This is a genomic window from Oceaniradius stylonematis (genome assembly GCF_965223445.1).
In the GTDB taxonomy this organism is placed as follows: Bacteria; Pseudomonadota; Alphaproteobacteria; order Rhizobiales; family Rhizobiaceae; genus Roseitalea; species Roseitalea stylonematis.
Genome location: NZ_OZ244994.1, coordinates 577,473 through 590,790, shown reverse-complemented (window position 1 = coordinate 590,790; position 13,318 = coordinate 577,473). Strand labels below are relative to the sequence as shown.

The window sequence follows — 13,318 nt, the reverse complement described above, 5'->3', positions numbered from 1 at the left end:
ATGTTCGGCAAGCCGGAATGCGAGGCACAGGCCGGTCCGGCATCCGGACAAAGGCCGGCCGGACGTGAGCGCCGGCACGATGGAGCGATTCCGGGTCGTCTACCGCATCTTCGCCGACAGTGCCGCAGAAGCCATGCGGCGCGCCCATGACGTGGCGCTTGAGCAGACGGTCGAAGTCCCTGCCGATGTCGTGCCGCAAGGGTTCATTGCCGATAAGATCGTCGGCAAGGTCGGCCGTGCGGAGATGGGAGAGCGTGGTGTCTTCGATGTGGCGATCTCCTATTCGCCCGACAGTGTCGGCGCAGAACTCTGTCAGTTGCTCAATGTCATCTTCGGCAACTCATCCATTCAGCAGGGCGTGAAGGTGGTCGGGTTCGAGCCGGGCGCGACGATCGCCGAGCGCTTTGCCGGTCCACGCTTTGGTATCGAGGGTGTCAGGGCGCGCGCGAACCGGCCGAAGGGCGGGCTCATCTCGCCGGTCATCAAGCCGCAGGGCTCATCGCCCGAAACGCTGGCCGAGATCGCCTTCCGCTGCGTGGCCGGCGGTGCCGACATCATCAAGGACGATCACGGCCTCGCCGACCAGCCGATGGCCCCGTTCGAGGAACGCACCGAAAAGGTCGCAGCGGCGGTCGCCAGGGCCAATGCCGAGTTCGGCATGTCGGCGCTGCATTTCGCCAACATCACCGGCCGGCCGGACGAGCTTGTCGAACGTGCCTTCTTCGCCAAGAGGGCCGGAGCAGGCGGCGTCTTGCTGATGCCGGGTCTCCTGGGCTTCGAGATCGTCCAGCAGCTTGCGGCGGACCCGGCATTCGGCCTGCCGATCATGACGCATCCGAGCTTCACCGGTCCGTTCGTCCTGTCGCCGGAAACCGGCTTCACCCATGCGATGATGTATGGCGTGCTGCAGCGCCTTGCCGGCTCGGACATCTCCGTCTTTCCCAATGTCGGCGGGCGGTTCGGCTTTTCGGCGGAAGAATGCGTCGCGATCGCCGATGCATGCCGCGATCCCGCCGGCATCGGCAAGCCGATCTTTCCAAGCCCCGGCGGCGGCATGAGCGTCGACCGGGCGGCGGACATGGCGGCCATGTATGGCGATGACGTCGTCTATCTGATCGGGGGCAGCCTGCTGCGCCATGGCGACAGGATCGGCGAGGCGGTCACCGCCATGCGCCGGGCGGTCGATGCGGTCCCCGGCGCGCGCTAGACGGGTCAGTCGGGGAAGACGACGCCCATCCGCAGGATGAAACAGCCGAACGGCCGGTCTTCCGAGCAGGCGACCACGGCAAAGGCGTTGCGGGCGTGTGCGTAGAAGGCCTGACGTTCGATGCTGCCCAGCTTCGCCTCCGCCGGCTTGACCGTCTCGAGCACGTCGAACACGTCGCGGTGCACCGGCTCGACCCGATCGGGTTCGCCATCGACCTGCATGCGCAGGGCGCCGTAATCGGTAAAGCCGTCGATCGGCATGTGCTGCGTGATCAGCGCGACCGCTTCGGGCGACGAAAAGCCGGGAAGGCGGATCACGTCGGGCATGACGCAGTGGGCCGCCGTCGAGGCGGCGGGATAGTTGCGGTCCGCGATGACGATCTCGTCGCCATGGCCAAGCCGGATCAGGCAATCCATCAGTTCGGGCGTCATGCGCGGATCGATGTTCTTGAGCATATGCGGTCTCCGGACAGAAGAGGGGCCGCGCAAGGCGGCCCCGGTTCTATGTGCCTCAGCGCGGCGGCAAAGGCATCCAGTCGGTCATCGCCACGTCGGCATGGGCGAATTGCGGCAGCTTGGCCGACAGGTCTTCCATGTTGGAGATGTCGTTCTCGTTGAGGAAGGCCTGCGTGATCAGGGTCGGCGGCACGATCACCTGGGCGCCCGGATCTTCGCCCGCCAGCATCATGGCCAGCGCCCGTACGGAGACTTCGCCGACAACAGCCGGGTTGGTCGCCACGGTCGCCTTCCAGGCGCTGCCCGGCTCACGCATCTGGGCGATGTCGGCGGTCGAAACGTCGGCCGAATAGATCGAAACGTCGGAGGACATGCCGGCCTCGTCGACTGCGATCTTCACGCCCTTGGCGAACTCGTTGTAGGGCGCGAAGAAGACCGAGATATCGGGATTGGCCTGCAGGACCGAGCGCGCCTGGTTGGCGTTCGAGTTGGCGATCGGGTTGTCGAGCGTGCCCATTTGGGCGACTTCCTCAATGCCGGGATTGGCCTCCTTGATCTCTTCCCAGGCGACGTGACGCCGGTCGAGCGGCGCGATGCCGGGCACGTAGACATAGCCGGCCTTCCACTCGTTGCCATTGTCCTCGATCGCCTGTTCCAGTGCCAGCTTGCCGAGCAGATAGTCCGACTGCTCGATCTGCGGGATCGCCTCGTTCTCCACATTGACATCGAAGGCGACGACCTTGATGCCCGCGTCGACGGCCCGCTGGGCTGCTTCCTTCATCGACTCGGTCAGGCCGTGCTGGATGACGATGCCATCGACGCCGAGCGCAATCGCCTGATCGACCATGTCGGCCTGAAGGGCGGCGTCCTGGCGGCTGTCGAAGACGCGCAGGTCCACGCCCAGCGCCTCGGCCTGGGCTTCGACGCCCGACAGATAGGCCTGGAAGAAGTCGCCGGTCGACAGATAGCGCACAAGCGCGATCTTGACGTCGCCGGGATTGTCGAGGGGCGCCGGCATTTCGGCGTTGGCGATGCCGCCGGACAGCAATGTGGCCGATGCGGCGATGCTGGCGACCATCGCCAGTGCCGTTCTGCGAACAATTTTCATGAGGTCTCCTCCTTTTGCAGCTTTGTCTGGCGGCCGGGGCCGTCAGTGGCTTCCGGCCTTTCGCGCCGAAAGCGAGAACGTGAAGACAAGGGCGATCACCAGAACGAAGCCCTTGATGAAGTCCTGGGTGTAGTAGGGCGCATTCATCATCGTCAGCCCCTGCAAGAGGATGCCGACGAAGAGCGCGCCCATCGCGGTGCCGAAGGCGTTCGGCTTGGCGGCGCCAAGCACGGCAAATCCGATCAGCGCGGCGGCGACCGCATCGAGCAGGAGATTGGTGCCCGACGCGATGTCGCCGCGGCCGAGCCGGGCGGCGAGCAGCATGCCGCCGACCGAGGCCAGCGTGCCGGAAATCATGTAGGCCATGATCTTGTAGTTGTTGACATTGGTGCCGGTCAGGCTGGCCGCGCGCTCGTTCGAGCCGATCGCGTACATCAGCCGGCCGTGACGGGTCATCTCGAGGAAGATCCAGACCAGGATGCCGATCACGATCAGGAAGATGACCGACACCGGAATGAGGTCTTCGAGGACAAGGTCGATGCGGTGGCGGCCCATGGCGAGGAAGAAGGGCGAAAAGGTGCCTTCGGCGGTCGATCCGTCCGGCAGCGTCATGCCGGTGGCGATCGAGCGGCCCTCGGTCGGAATGCGCTGGAGGCCGACCAAAAGGAACATCATGCCCAGCGTCGCCAGAAGATCGGGGACCCTGGTCTTGACGATCAAAAGGCCATTGATGAGCCCGATGAAGGCGCCCATGGCAAGGCAGGCAACGATGGTCACGAAGGCCGACTGTTCGAAGATCACCATCATGTAGGCGGCGAGCATCATCGAGGAGGTTGCCACCGAGCCGATCGACAGGTCGAAGCCGCCGACGACAAGCGTGCAGGTCACGCCGAGCGCCAGAATGCCGGTGATGGCAACCGACTGGAAGATGAACACCGCCGAGCGGGGGCCTGCAAAGCCACTCGCAAAGATCGAGAAGAACACGATCAGGCCCAGCAGCAGGCCAAGAAAGCCGTAGCGAATGGAATGATCGACCAGCGTTGCGCGCTTGCGCCTGGGCAGCGCCTCGGTGTTGCTGCCGTCGCCGGTTGTCTGATCGGGAGTGCTGTCCACGCTCATCTCATGCGGCCTGTCGGGACTTGCCGCGCGCATCGGCCGGCGAACCGGTGACCGCTGCGAGAACGGCATTGACGTCTATGTTTTCGTTGCGGAACTCGGCGGCCGCCGCATGGTCGTGGAAGACCACGATCCGGTCGGCGATCTCGAAGGCTTCGTCCAGTTCGGCAACGAGAACAAGCGTTGCCCGGTCGCGCGCGGTCTCGCGGATCTTGCGACCGATGTCGCGCCGGGCGCGTATGTCGACGCCCTGGAAGGGCTCGTCGAGGATCAGAAGGCGGCTGGGCTGGGCCAGCCAGCGCCCCAGCATGACCTTCTGCTGGTTGCCGCCCGACAGCGTGCCGATGCCGTCGGCCTCGGACTGGCAGACGATCGACAGCGCGTCGATCATGTCCTGCGCCGTTCGGCGCTCCTTCCTGCGATCGATGAAGGCGAGCCGCCCGTAGCGCGACAGGAACGGCACCGTCATGTTGCGCGCCAGGTCGAAATCCTGAATGACCGCGTTGCTGGCACGGTCTTTCGGCGACATGAAGACACCGCGGCGGACCGCATCGCCCGGGCTTTTGGGGGCGAACGGTTTGCCGTCCAGCGTGATGGTTCCGGCGTACGGCGATGCCATGCCGAAAAGCGTCTGGGCGAGGGCGGTCTTGCCGGAACCAAGAAGGCCGGTGACAACGACGATCTCATTGTCGCCGAGATCGAGCGAGAAAGCCGGACTGTCTGCCTTCAGCCGCACATCGCGCAGACCGACGACCGGCTGGCCGGCGGGCGGTATCGTGATGTCCACTTCGGTCATGCGATGGCCGAGCATGGCCTGCACCGCGCCCTCATAGTCGATCTCCGGGCCCTCGAAGACGCCGGAAATCTCGCCGTCGCGCATCGAGACCACGCGGTCGGCGATGCGGCGAATGTCGGACATGCGGTGCGAGATATAGAGGATGGCCACGCCATGTGCTTTCAGCGTCTCGATCAGGGCGAACAGGCGCTCGGCCTCGGCGGCAGACAGCGACGAGGTCGGCTCATCCAGAATGAGCAGCTTGGGTTCATGCGCCATTGCGCGGGCAATGGCGATGAGCTGGCGGTCGGCGACGCCCAGTTCGCTGACCGGCGTGCGCACGTCGATATCATCGAGCCCCATGCGCGCGGCCACCCTGCGCGCTTCGGCCAGAAGGCGCGCGCGCTTGATCATGAAGCCGTATTGGCGTTCGGCCAGCTGGTCGATCATCAGGTTGGACGCCACGTCCAGATCGGGAATGACGCCGTCATTGATGTTCTGGTGGACGGTGACGACGCCGGCGCGAATGGCCTGCGAAGGGGTCGCCGGTGCGAAAGGCGCGCCGAGCAGTTCGATCGAACCGCCGTCGCGCGCGTGAACGCCGCTGAGGATCTTGACGAGCGTCGATTTGCCCGCGCCGTTGGCGCCCATCAGCGCGGTCACCGTGCCGGCGGGCAGGTCGAGGCTGAGTTTGCAGAGCACGCGGTTTTCACCGAACGCCTTGTCGATGGCGGAAATCCGGCACGATAGGGTCGACATCAATTTCCTCCCGGCGCAGAGCAAACCAAGGGATATGACAAAAGTCAACGTATATTGACAACTGATTGAATTGCCTTTTACCGTCCGATCGCGCAAACCCGTCGCGCAGCGAGCAGCTAGGGGAGGATGGCGTTGAGCGAAGACTATCAGGCCCTGTCGCCGGAGACGCTGGGCGCAAGGCTCGGCGGCGTGGAGGCGCTGGCGTCACGGATCGGCCCCGATGCGTCGGCCTGGTCGGTGCGCGAAGTGGGCGACGGCAATCTCAATCTGGTGTTCATCGTCGAGGGCCCCAAGGGCGCGGCCATCGTCAAGCAGGCGCTGCCCTATGTGCGGCTGGTCGGCGAAAGCTGGCCGCTGCCGCTGACCCGCGCCTTTTTCGAGTATCATGCGCTGACGCGCCAGGCCGCGCGCGATCCGGGCCGCGTTCCCGAGATTTTCCACTATGACGAGGCGCAGGCCCTGATCGTCATGGAATATCTGTCGCCGCACATCATCCTGCGCCAGCAGATGATGGCCGGTCGGCGCGTCGCGGGGCTGGGCCGGACGTTGGGCGAATTCTGCGCGCGGACGGCCTTTCGCGGATCGGACCTGTCGATGCAGGCCCCCGACAAGAAGGCGGACGTGGCTCTGTTTTCGGGCAATGTCGAACTGTGCGACATCACGGAAAACCTCGTCTTCACCGATCCCTATTTCGACGCCGAGATGAATCGCCACACCGCGCCGCAACTCGACGGTGTGGTCGCCGAATTGCGGCGCGACGAACAGCTCAAGATCGCCGCCCAGCATTTCAAGCGTGCCTTCACCAGCCGCGCCGAGACGATGTGCCATGGCGACCTGCACACCGGCTCGATCATGGTCACCGACGATCAGGCCCGCATCATCGATCCCGAATTCGCCTTCTACGGTCCGATGGGCTTCGATGCGGGCATGCTGATCGGCAACTATCTGATGGCCTGTCTCGCCATGCCGGCGCATGTCGCGGACGATGCGGCCTGTACCGCCTACCAGGACTGGCTGCTCGATGTGGTCGGCGAGACGTGGGCGACATTCGCCGGCGAGTTCTCGCGGCTTTGGCACACAGAACGCACCGGCATCCTCTATGCCCGGACGCTCTATGAGGATCAGGGAGACCATCTGGCCTCCGACGCGGCGCTGCGCGAGGTGCTCGGCGAAATCTTCCGCGACGCGATGGGTTTTGCGGGCATCGAGATGCACCGCCGCATTCTGGGGCTGGCGCATATCGCCGAGTTCGATTCGATCGAGGACCCGGACGTGCGTGCGCCGCTTGAGGAGAAGGCATTGCGGCTCGGCCGGACGCTGGTTCTCAGTCGCGCCGGTTTTGCCGGTATCGATCAGGTGATCGCGACCACACGCATTGCCGCCAGAGGAGAAGCCCAATGAAGGTTGGCGACCGGCACTACCGCTCGATCTGGCGCGAGGACGAGACCGGCAAGGTGATGATCATCGACCAGCGCTGGCTTCCGCACGAGTTCCGGATCGTCAGCCTCGATACGCTGGAGGACTTCGAGACCGCCATTCGCGACATGTGGGTGCGCGGCGCGCCGCTGATCGGCGCCACCGCCGCCTACGGCATCGCCGTGAAGATGGCCCGCGATCCGTCGGACGCCGCGCTCGACAATGCCTGGGACGTGCTGCACGAAACGCGCCCCACCGCGATTAATTTGCGCTGGGCACTCGACGACATGCGCTCGCTTCTGCGCAACACGCCGGTGGAAAGGCGCGCCGACGAGGCGATGCGCCGGGCCGCGGAAATCTGTGACATGGATGTCGAGGCGAACCGCCAGATCGGCCTGCACGGCCTCGAAATCCTGCGCGCGATCGCACGCAAGAAGGCGCCGGGCGAGCCGGTCAACGTGCTGACCCATTGCAACGCGGGATGGGTCGCCACCGTCGACTGGGGCACGGCCACGTCGCCGATCTACCATGCCGTCGAGGACGGGCTGGGCGTGCATGTCTGGGTCGACGAGACGCGGCCGCGCAATCAGGGTGCGCAACTGACGTCATGGGAGCTCAACAGCCACGGCATCGACCACCATCTGGTGGTCGACAATGCGGGCGGCCATCTGATGCAGCATGGCGATGTGGACGTGGTGATTGTCGGCACCGACCGGACGACCGCATCGGGTGACGTGTGCAACAAGATCGGCACCTATCTGAAGGCCCTTGCCGCGCACGACAATGACATTCCCTTCTATGTCGCGCTGCCCTCGAGCACGATCGACTGGACCGTCCATGACGGGCTGGCCGAAATCCCGATCGAGCAGCGCGACGAAACCGAGGTCACCAGGGTATTCGGCAAGCTCGACGACGGCTCGACCGCCTCGGTGCAGATTTCGCCGGACGGCACGCCCGGCGCCAACCCCGCCTTCGATGTGACGCCGGCGCGCCTCATCACAGGCCTGATCACCGAGCGCGGCATTGCCGAGCCGAGCCGTGAAGGCCTGCTGGCGCTGTTTCCCGAACGGCGCGATTGACGCTTCTGCGAATGCGGGTCGTCAGGATTTGCCGGCGCGCTCGAGAAGATGCCGCGCCGATGACTGGCTGGTCACGAGGTGGGTGGCATAGCCGCCGCGCAGGGCGGCCAGCATCGCTTCGGCCTTGTCGAGACCGACCGAAACCAGAAGCCCCATCTGCTTGCCGCGCAGCATGTCCTGTTCGATGCCGATCATGCGCTCGTCGAGCGGGCCGCGCACAGGCTCGCCGTTCGCATCGATGAACCGTCCGCACACCACGCCGGCCGCGCCTTGCGCCACATACCAGTCCAGATCGTCATGGCTGGCGAGCCCCGATGTGACGATATGGCTGTCATGGTTGCACGAGCCGACCGCGAACAGCGCCTTGTTGCAGCGCGCGATCGCGTCGAGCTGGGTGGCGATGATCGCCTCCTTGCGCAGGGTCGCGGCGATCTCAGGCGTGCTGAGGACCGCCGGGGCATGCAAATTGACGCAGTTCGCGCCGAGCTTGCGGGCGATGTTGGCCGAGCAGATCTCGGCGGAAAAGCCGTAGGGCGTCGCCATCGAGCCGACGAGCTGGATCACTTCCAGATCGGGGATGCTGACCGACTCGATATGTTCGGCCATGTCGTAGATCGTCTTGCCCCAGGCGACGCCGAGCCGGTCGCCGGCCTCCAGCAGCGATGGCAGCCAATTGGCCGCGCCCCGCACGACACGGTCGAACTGCTCTTTATCGCCGCCCGCGCCATCGGGCAGCACATAGGCCGCCCTGAGGCCCAGCGTGCCGCACAGTTCGCCGGCAAGGCGGTGATTGGTGAAGGGCTCGGTGGCCAGCGTGATGTTGATGAAGCCGCGCTCGCGCGCTTCCTGAAGGTAGTTGACGACCGTGGCGCGCGACACGTTGAGCCGCTTGGCGATCTCGTTCTGGTTCAGCCCGTCATGGTAGTAGAGCCACGCGGCCTCCACCACGATGTCCTCGCCGCTGATCTGTCCGGCCGAACGCCGCACCGAAGTCGAAGGCATGTTTGCGTCAATCCCGATTTTAGCTATTTGACATCAGGTTCTGACATTTGTCAAAACGGGTCGGACACGGCATTGCGGAGAGAGCTTGATGCGCGACAATCGCTGGAACGACGACGATGCCGACCGGTTTGCCGCGGCCGAAGGGACGTCCGTTGCCGACCGCGCGCTCGGCCATCGTGTCTACTCGTCGCGGCTGATCGGTTCGGACCCCGATCTGGTCATGCATGGCGGCGGCAACACGTCGGTCAAGGTGATACGCCCGACGCTGCAGGGCGAAGACAAGCGTGTCCTGCATATCAAGGGCAGCGGCTGGGATCTGGACACGATCAAGGGGCCCGGCCTGCCGGGCGTGTGGCTCGATCCTCTCCTGGCGCTGCGGCCGCTGGACGCCCTGTCGGACGAACAGATGGTCGATGCGCAGCGCGCCGCGCTGTTGCAGTCGTCCTCACCCAACCCGTCGGTCGAGACGCTTCTCCATGCGTTTCTGCCGCACAGTTTTGTCGATCACACGCATGCAACGGCGTTTCTGGCTCTGGCCAACCTGCCGCATGCGACCGATATCGTCGCGGAGCTTTTCGGCGGCAGGCTGGCCGTCGTCCCCTACATCATGCCGGGCTTCGCGCTTGCCAAGAAGGCCGCCGAGGTCTTTGAAGCCGACCCGGAGGTCGAGGGTCTGGTGCTGCTCAACCACGGTCACTTCACCTTCGGCGACACGGCGAAGCAGAGTTATGACCGGGTGATCGACCACACCAACCGGGTCGAGCAATGGCTTGCCGACCGGGCCGGCGGCCGCACATTTGATACGACCGTCCATACGGTACGCGCCCCGCTCGACCCAGGCCGAGCATCCGGCGTACTGCCCGCGCTGCGCGGGGTGCTCGGTGCTATCCGATCCGCCCATCACGATGCCGACATGCCGATGCCCGTCTTCGATGTGCGCGGCGGGCCGGCCATCGACCGGTTCCTGGCGCGCGGCGATCTCGACAGCCTGTCGCGGCGCGGGGTCGGCTCGCCCGACCATGTCATCCGCACCAAGGCGTTTCCGCTCCACTTGTCGCGCGCTCAGATCGATGCCGGCGCCGATGCCATTCGCGCCGCAGTCGATGCATGGGCGGATGCCTACAAGGCCTATTTCGCGAGCCACAATGAACGGGTCGGCGGCATCAAGACCATGCTGGAGCCGATCCCGGGATTGGCATGGATTGAAGGCGTGGGACTGGTGGGAATCGGCAAGGACAGCGCGTCCGCCGCCGCCGCCGCCGATATCGGCGAACAGACCGTTGAAGTCGTGACGCTGGGCGAAGCCGCCGGCGGGTTCCGGCCGATCGGCGAAGCCGACACGTTCGACATGGAATACTGGTCGCTTGAACAGGCCAAGCTCGCCAAATCCACGCCAAAGGCCTTTGCCGGCAAGATCGTGCTTGTGACAGGCGGCGGAGGCGCGATCGGGCTCGCCACGGCCAAGGCGTTCGCCGCGCTCGGCGCCAGCGTGGCGATCGCCGATCTGTCCACCGATGCGCTGGACAAGGCCGGCGAAGCGCTTGGCGGCAAGGCGCTGACGGTCCAGGCCGACATCACGGCGGCGGGTGCCGGCGCGGCGGTCATCGATGCGGTGTGCGCACGGTTCGGCGGCATCGACATCGTCGTCTCCAACGCCGGCGCGGCCATGCAGGGGATGCTGATGGACCTCGACGATGAAACGCTGCGCAAGAGCTTCGAACTCAATTTCTTTTCCCATCTGGCGCTGGCGAAGGCCGCCGCGGCCACGATGCGCGCGCAGGGGCGGGGCGGGCAGCTTCTGTTCAACGTCTCCAAGCAGGCGGTCAATCCGGGCAGGGGGTTTGGCGCCTATGGCCTGCCGAAAGCGGCGACCTTCTTCCTCGTGCGGCAACTGGCGCTGGAGCTGGGCGGCGAGGGCATCAGGGTCAATGGCGTCAATGCGGACCGGATACGCTCCGGGCTGCTGACCGACGATTTCATCGAGAAGCGGGCCGAGGCGCGCGGTGTGAGTACGGCCGACTATATGGCCGGCAACCTTCTGCGTGCCGAGGTCGAGGCGACCCATGTGGCCGAGGCGTTCGTTGCGCTCGCCCGCGCCGACCGGACCACGGCCCATGTGATGACGGTGGATGGCGGCAACATCGAAGCGGCGCTGCGCTGATCCCGTGAACCGTTGCCGTCTCGCACCGCTTGCGGCTGCTTTGCACGGCGTGTAGCGGTGGCGGCCCGCGATGCCGACAAGCGAGGATGACCCGATGAGCTATGTTCCCGCCGAAGACCGATACGAGACGATGGCCTATCGCCGGTGCGGCCGGTCCGGCCTCGACCTGCCTGCGATCTCGCTTGGGCTGTGGCACAATTTCGGCGAGGACACGCCGCATCAGACCAAGCGGGCGATCTGCCGGACCGCGTTCGACTGCGGCATCACCCATTTCGATCTGGCCAACAATTACGGCCCGCCGCCCGGCAGCGCCGAAGAAGCGTTCGGCGCGATCCTGCGTACCGATTTCGCCGGCTATCGCGACGAACTGATCATCTCGTCCAAGGCTGGCTATGACATGTGGCCCGGCCCCTACGGCCAGTGGGGCAGCCGCAAATATCTGATCGCCTCGTGCGACCAGAGCCTCAAGCGGATGGGGCTCGACTATGTCGACATCTTCTATTCGCACCGGTTCGATCCGGACACACCGCTCGAGGAAACGATGGGCGCGCTCGATCACATCGTCCGGTCGGGGCGCGCGCTCTATGCGGGGATTTCATCGTACAATTCCCAACGCACGCGCGAAGCGGTGGCAATCCTCAAGGAGCTTGGCACGCCGTGCCTGATCCACCAGCCGAGCTACAACATGCTCAACCGCTGGGTCGAGCGGGACGGTCTGCTCGACACGCTCGACGATCTGGGCATCGGCTCGATCGCGTTCACGCCGCTGGCGCAGGGCATGCTCACCGGCAAATATCTGAACGGCGTACCCGAGGATAGCCGTGCGGCGCAGGACAAGTCGCTGTTTCCGTCCATGATCACCGACCGGGCGCTCGACAGCATTCGCGGGCTGAACGCGATTGCCGAAAAGCGCGGCCAGACGCTGGCGCAGATGGCGATCGCGTGGGTGCTGCGGCACGGCCGGGTGACCACCGCGCTGATCGGCGCGTCAAAGCCCGAACAGGTGATCGACTGCGCCCGCGCCGTCGGCAATCTGGACTTCACCGACACGGAGCTGGCGGAGATCGACAAGCTCGCTCATGAGGAAGACATCAATCTGTGGGCCCAGTCCGCCGAGATCGAGGGCGGGCCGCAGCGGCGCCCGTCGCGCTAGCTGAAATGGCTGTCCATGGCCGCTGACCGGGCGATCACATCGACATCCATCTGCGCGAACAGGTGGACATAGTCGAGCAACACCCAGTTCTCGATGATCTTGGCGTCGGCAATCCGGTAGAAATCCATGACGTTGAGCGTCATCGACCGGCCCGTCGCCGGCACACCCAGATAATCGCCCCTGTGGGTCATCGTCATCGACGGCCAGCCCGAAAAGGCGGCGTAGTCGCCATCGCCGATCCGGCAGAAGTGGTTGCCGCCCTTGCGGTCGGGAAAGGCACGCAGGAACGATGCGCGGTGGTGATTGACGAAGCCGTCCCAGCCGAAGGTGGAGCCGATGCCGCCGGGCCCGTACCACATCATGTCCTCGTGCCAGTGGCCGTGCGTGCCGGTCTGGGCTTCGGAATGGAACGTGTCGGGATCGAAGTCGTGCAGATCGCCGATCATCGCTTCGACGATGTCGAGCGAGGCGTCGCCGCGCGCGGGGTCGTTGGGCAAAATGCCGTCATGGGTGGCAGGGCCCGGAAACAGCATCTCCGTGCCGAGCATGCGGGGCAGGGGATAACGTCCCGCCTGCCGCATCAGGTCCAGCAAGTCGATGATGATCTTCGCCTCGACGATCATGCCGTCCTCGATGCGGTAGAATTCGCCCGAGCGCACAAAAGCCAGGCGCCCCGCCGGCCGGACCCCGAGCAGGTCGCGGTCGTGGATGCCGACATAGTGTGTCACCGAGCAGATCCAGTTGCCGCGCTCGTGGCGGCGGTTGCGGGCGCCGAAGAAGATCTCGTCGCGCCGGTGCACGCGCCACAATGCGCGGCGCAGCGGCCGGATCAGGCCATCCAGCACCGCATCGACGCCCTTGAGGCGGCCGACCGGCGCGGCGACGTCCCAGACGCAATCGGCGCCGATCATGGTCCTTGCAAAGGCGTCCAGATCGGAATCCGGTATGCGGATCAATGCGTTCAGAAAAGTGTGTGTATCGGCGCGCCAATCGCTCATCGCTGATCGTCTTCCTGTTGCCGGAGGCGTGTTTGCACTCGTGTGCAAAAAACGCTTGCCAAATTCGGGAAGCGGAGTCTACGCTTTAT

Annotated in this window: 11 protein-coding genes; 5 read left to right on the top strand and 6 right to left on the bottom strand. The window is 65.3% G+C overall.

Annotated features, from left to right (window positions below; genetic code table 11):
- Window positions 1-64 precede the first annotated feature (64 nt).
- Window positions 65-1,207: a RuBisCO large subunit C-terminal-like domain-containing protein gene (locus ACOQOU_RS03005; protein WP_306026409.1), complete on the top strand. Its 1,143-nt coding sequence runs from the start codon at window positions 65-67 to the stop codon at window positions 1,205-1,207.
- Between the two features lie 5 nt (window positions 1,208-1,212).
- Here ACOQOU_RS03005 and ACOQOU_RS03000 read toward each other — a convergent pair whose 3' ends face one another.
- The 4 genes from ACOQOU_RS03000 to ACOQOU_RS02985 are packed head-to-tail and all read right to left on the bottom strand — an operon-like array spanning window position 1,213 to window position 5,420.
- Window positions 1,213-1,662: an RbsD/FucU family protein gene (locus ACOQOU_RS03000; RefSeq protein ID WP_306026408.1), complete on the bottom strand. Its 450-nt coding sequence runs from the start codon at window positions 1,660-1,662 to the stop codon at window positions 1,213-1,215.
- 55 nt (window positions 1,663-1,717) lie between these two features.
- On the bottom strand, window positions 1,718-2,770 hold the full coding sequence (locus tag ACOQOU_RS02995; RefSeq protein ID WP_109768406.1) for a substrate-binding domain-containing protein: 1,053 nt from the start codon (window positions 2,768-2,770) through the stop codon (window positions 1,718-1,720).
- 42 nt (window positions 2,771-2,812) lie between these two features.
- Window positions 2,813-3,889, bottom strand: a complete 1,077-nt coding sequence (locus ACOQOU_RS02990; RefSeq protein WP_109768466.1) for an ABC transporter permease — start codon at window positions 3,887-3,889, stop codon at window positions 2,813-2,815.
- Between the two features lies 1 nt (window position 3,890).
- Window positions 3,891-5,420 carry a sugar ABC transporter ATP-binding protein gene (locus ACOQOU_RS02985; RefSeq protein ID WP_306025953.1) on the bottom strand — a complete coding sequence of 510 codons (1,530 nt, stop codon included), beginning with the start codon at window positions 5,418-5,420 and terminating at the stop codon, window positions 3,891-3,893.
- A gap of 126 nt (window positions 5,421-5,546) precedes the next feature.
- Here ACOQOU_RS02985 and mtnK point away from each other — a divergent pair, with 126 nt between their 5' ends.
- Window positions 5,547-6,821, top strand: coding sequence for an S-methyl-5-thioribose kinase (mtnK, locus tag ACOQOU_RS02980; RefSeq protein ID WP_306025952.1), 1,275 nt, complete (start codon window positions 5,547-5,549; stop codon window positions 6,819-6,821).
- Entirely contained in the window at window positions 6,818-7,915 is a 1,098-nt protein-coding gene (mtnA, locus tag ACOQOU_RS02975; protein ID WP_306025951.1) for an S-methyl-5-thioribose-1-phosphate isomerase, read from the top strand. The genes mtnK and mtnA overlap by 4 nt, the downstream gene beginning before the upstream one ends.
- A 21-nt stretch (window positions 7,916-7,936) precedes the next feature.
- Here the strand turns inward: mtnA and ACOQOU_RS02970 are convergent, their stop codons facing one another.
- A complete protein-coding gene (locus tag ACOQOU_RS02970; protein WP_306025950.1) occupies window positions 7,937-8,917 on the bottom strand; it encodes a sugar-binding transcriptional regulator in 981 nt (326 codons plus the stop codon).
- Between the two features lie 88 nt (window positions 8,918-9,005).
- Here ACOQOU_RS02970 and ACOQOU_RS02965 point away from each other — a divergent pair, with 88 nt between their 5' ends.
- Together ACOQOU_RS02965 and mgrA are read left to right on the top strand one after the other, a co-directional pair.
- On the top strand, window positions 9,006-11,078 hold the full coding sequence (locus ACOQOU_RS02965) for a bifunctional aldolase/short-chain dehydrogenase (protein WP_306025949.1): 2,073 nt from the start codon (window positions 9,006-9,008) through the stop codon (window positions 11,076-11,078).
- Between the two features lie 94 nt (window positions 11,079-11,172).
- Window positions 11,173-12,231: an L-glyceraldehyde 3-phosphate reductase gene (gene mgrA, locus ACOQOU_RS02960; RefSeq protein ID WP_306025948.1), complete on the top strand. Its 1,059-nt coding sequence runs from the start codon at window positions 11,173-11,175 to the stop codon at window positions 12,229-12,231.
- On the opposite strand, the gene ACOQOU_RS02955 is transcribed toward mgrA, so the two are convergent.
- The gene (locus ACOQOU_RS02955; RefSeq protein ID WP_306025947.1) at window positions 12,228-13,229 is read right to left on the bottom strand and encodes an ester cyclase; all 1,002 of its coding nucleotides are present in this window, start codon (window positions 13,227-13,229) and stop codon (window positions 12,228-12,230) included. The genes mgrA and ACOQOU_RS02955 overlap by 4 nt on opposite strands.
- Window positions 13,230-13,318: the final 89 nt, after the last annotated feature.

Excerpts from the sequence above, each read along its gene's own strand:
- ACOQOU_RS03000 (WP_306026408.1), bottom strand. The coding sequence starts at position 1,662 with ATGCTCAAGAACATCGATCCGCGCATGACGCCCGAACTGATGGATTGC.
- ACOQOU_RS02995 (WP_109768406.1), bottom strand. The coding sequence starts at position 2,770 with ATGAAAATTGTTCGCAGAACGGCACTGGCGATGGTCGCCAGCATCGCC.
- ACOQOU_RS02990 (WP_109768466.1), bottom strand. The coding sequence starts at position 3,889 with ATGAGCGTGGACAGCACTCCCGATCAGACAACCGGCGACGGCAGCAAC.
- ACOQOU_RS02985 (WP_306025953.1), bottom strand. The coding sequence starts at position 5,420 with ATGTCGACCCTATCGTGCCGGATTTCCGCCATCGACAAGGCGTTCGGT.
- mtnK (WP_306025952.1), top strand. The coding sequence starts at position 5,547 with ATGGCGTTGAGCGAAGACTATCAGGCCCTGTCGCCGGAGACGCTGGGC.
- mtnA (WP_306025951.1), top strand. The coding sequence starts at position 6,818 with ATGAAGGTTGGCGACCGGCACTACCGCTCGATCTGGCGCGAGGACGAG.
- ACOQOU_RS02970 (WP_306025950.1), bottom strand. The coding sequence starts at position 8,917 with ATGCCTTCGACTTCGGTGCGGCGTTCGGCCGGACAGATCAGCGGCGAG.
- ACOQOU_RS02965 (WP_306025949.1), top strand. The coding sequence starts at position 9,006 with ATGCGCGACAATCGCTGGAACGACGACGATGCCGACCGGTTTGCCGCG.
- mgrA (WP_306025948.1), top strand. The coding sequence starts at position 11,173 with ATGAGCTATGTTCCCGCCGAAGACCGATACGAGACGATGGCCTATCGC.
- ACOQOU_RS02955 (WP_306025947.1), bottom strand. The coding sequence starts at position 13,229 with ATGAGCGATTGGCGCGCCGATACACACACTTTTCTGAACGCATTGATC.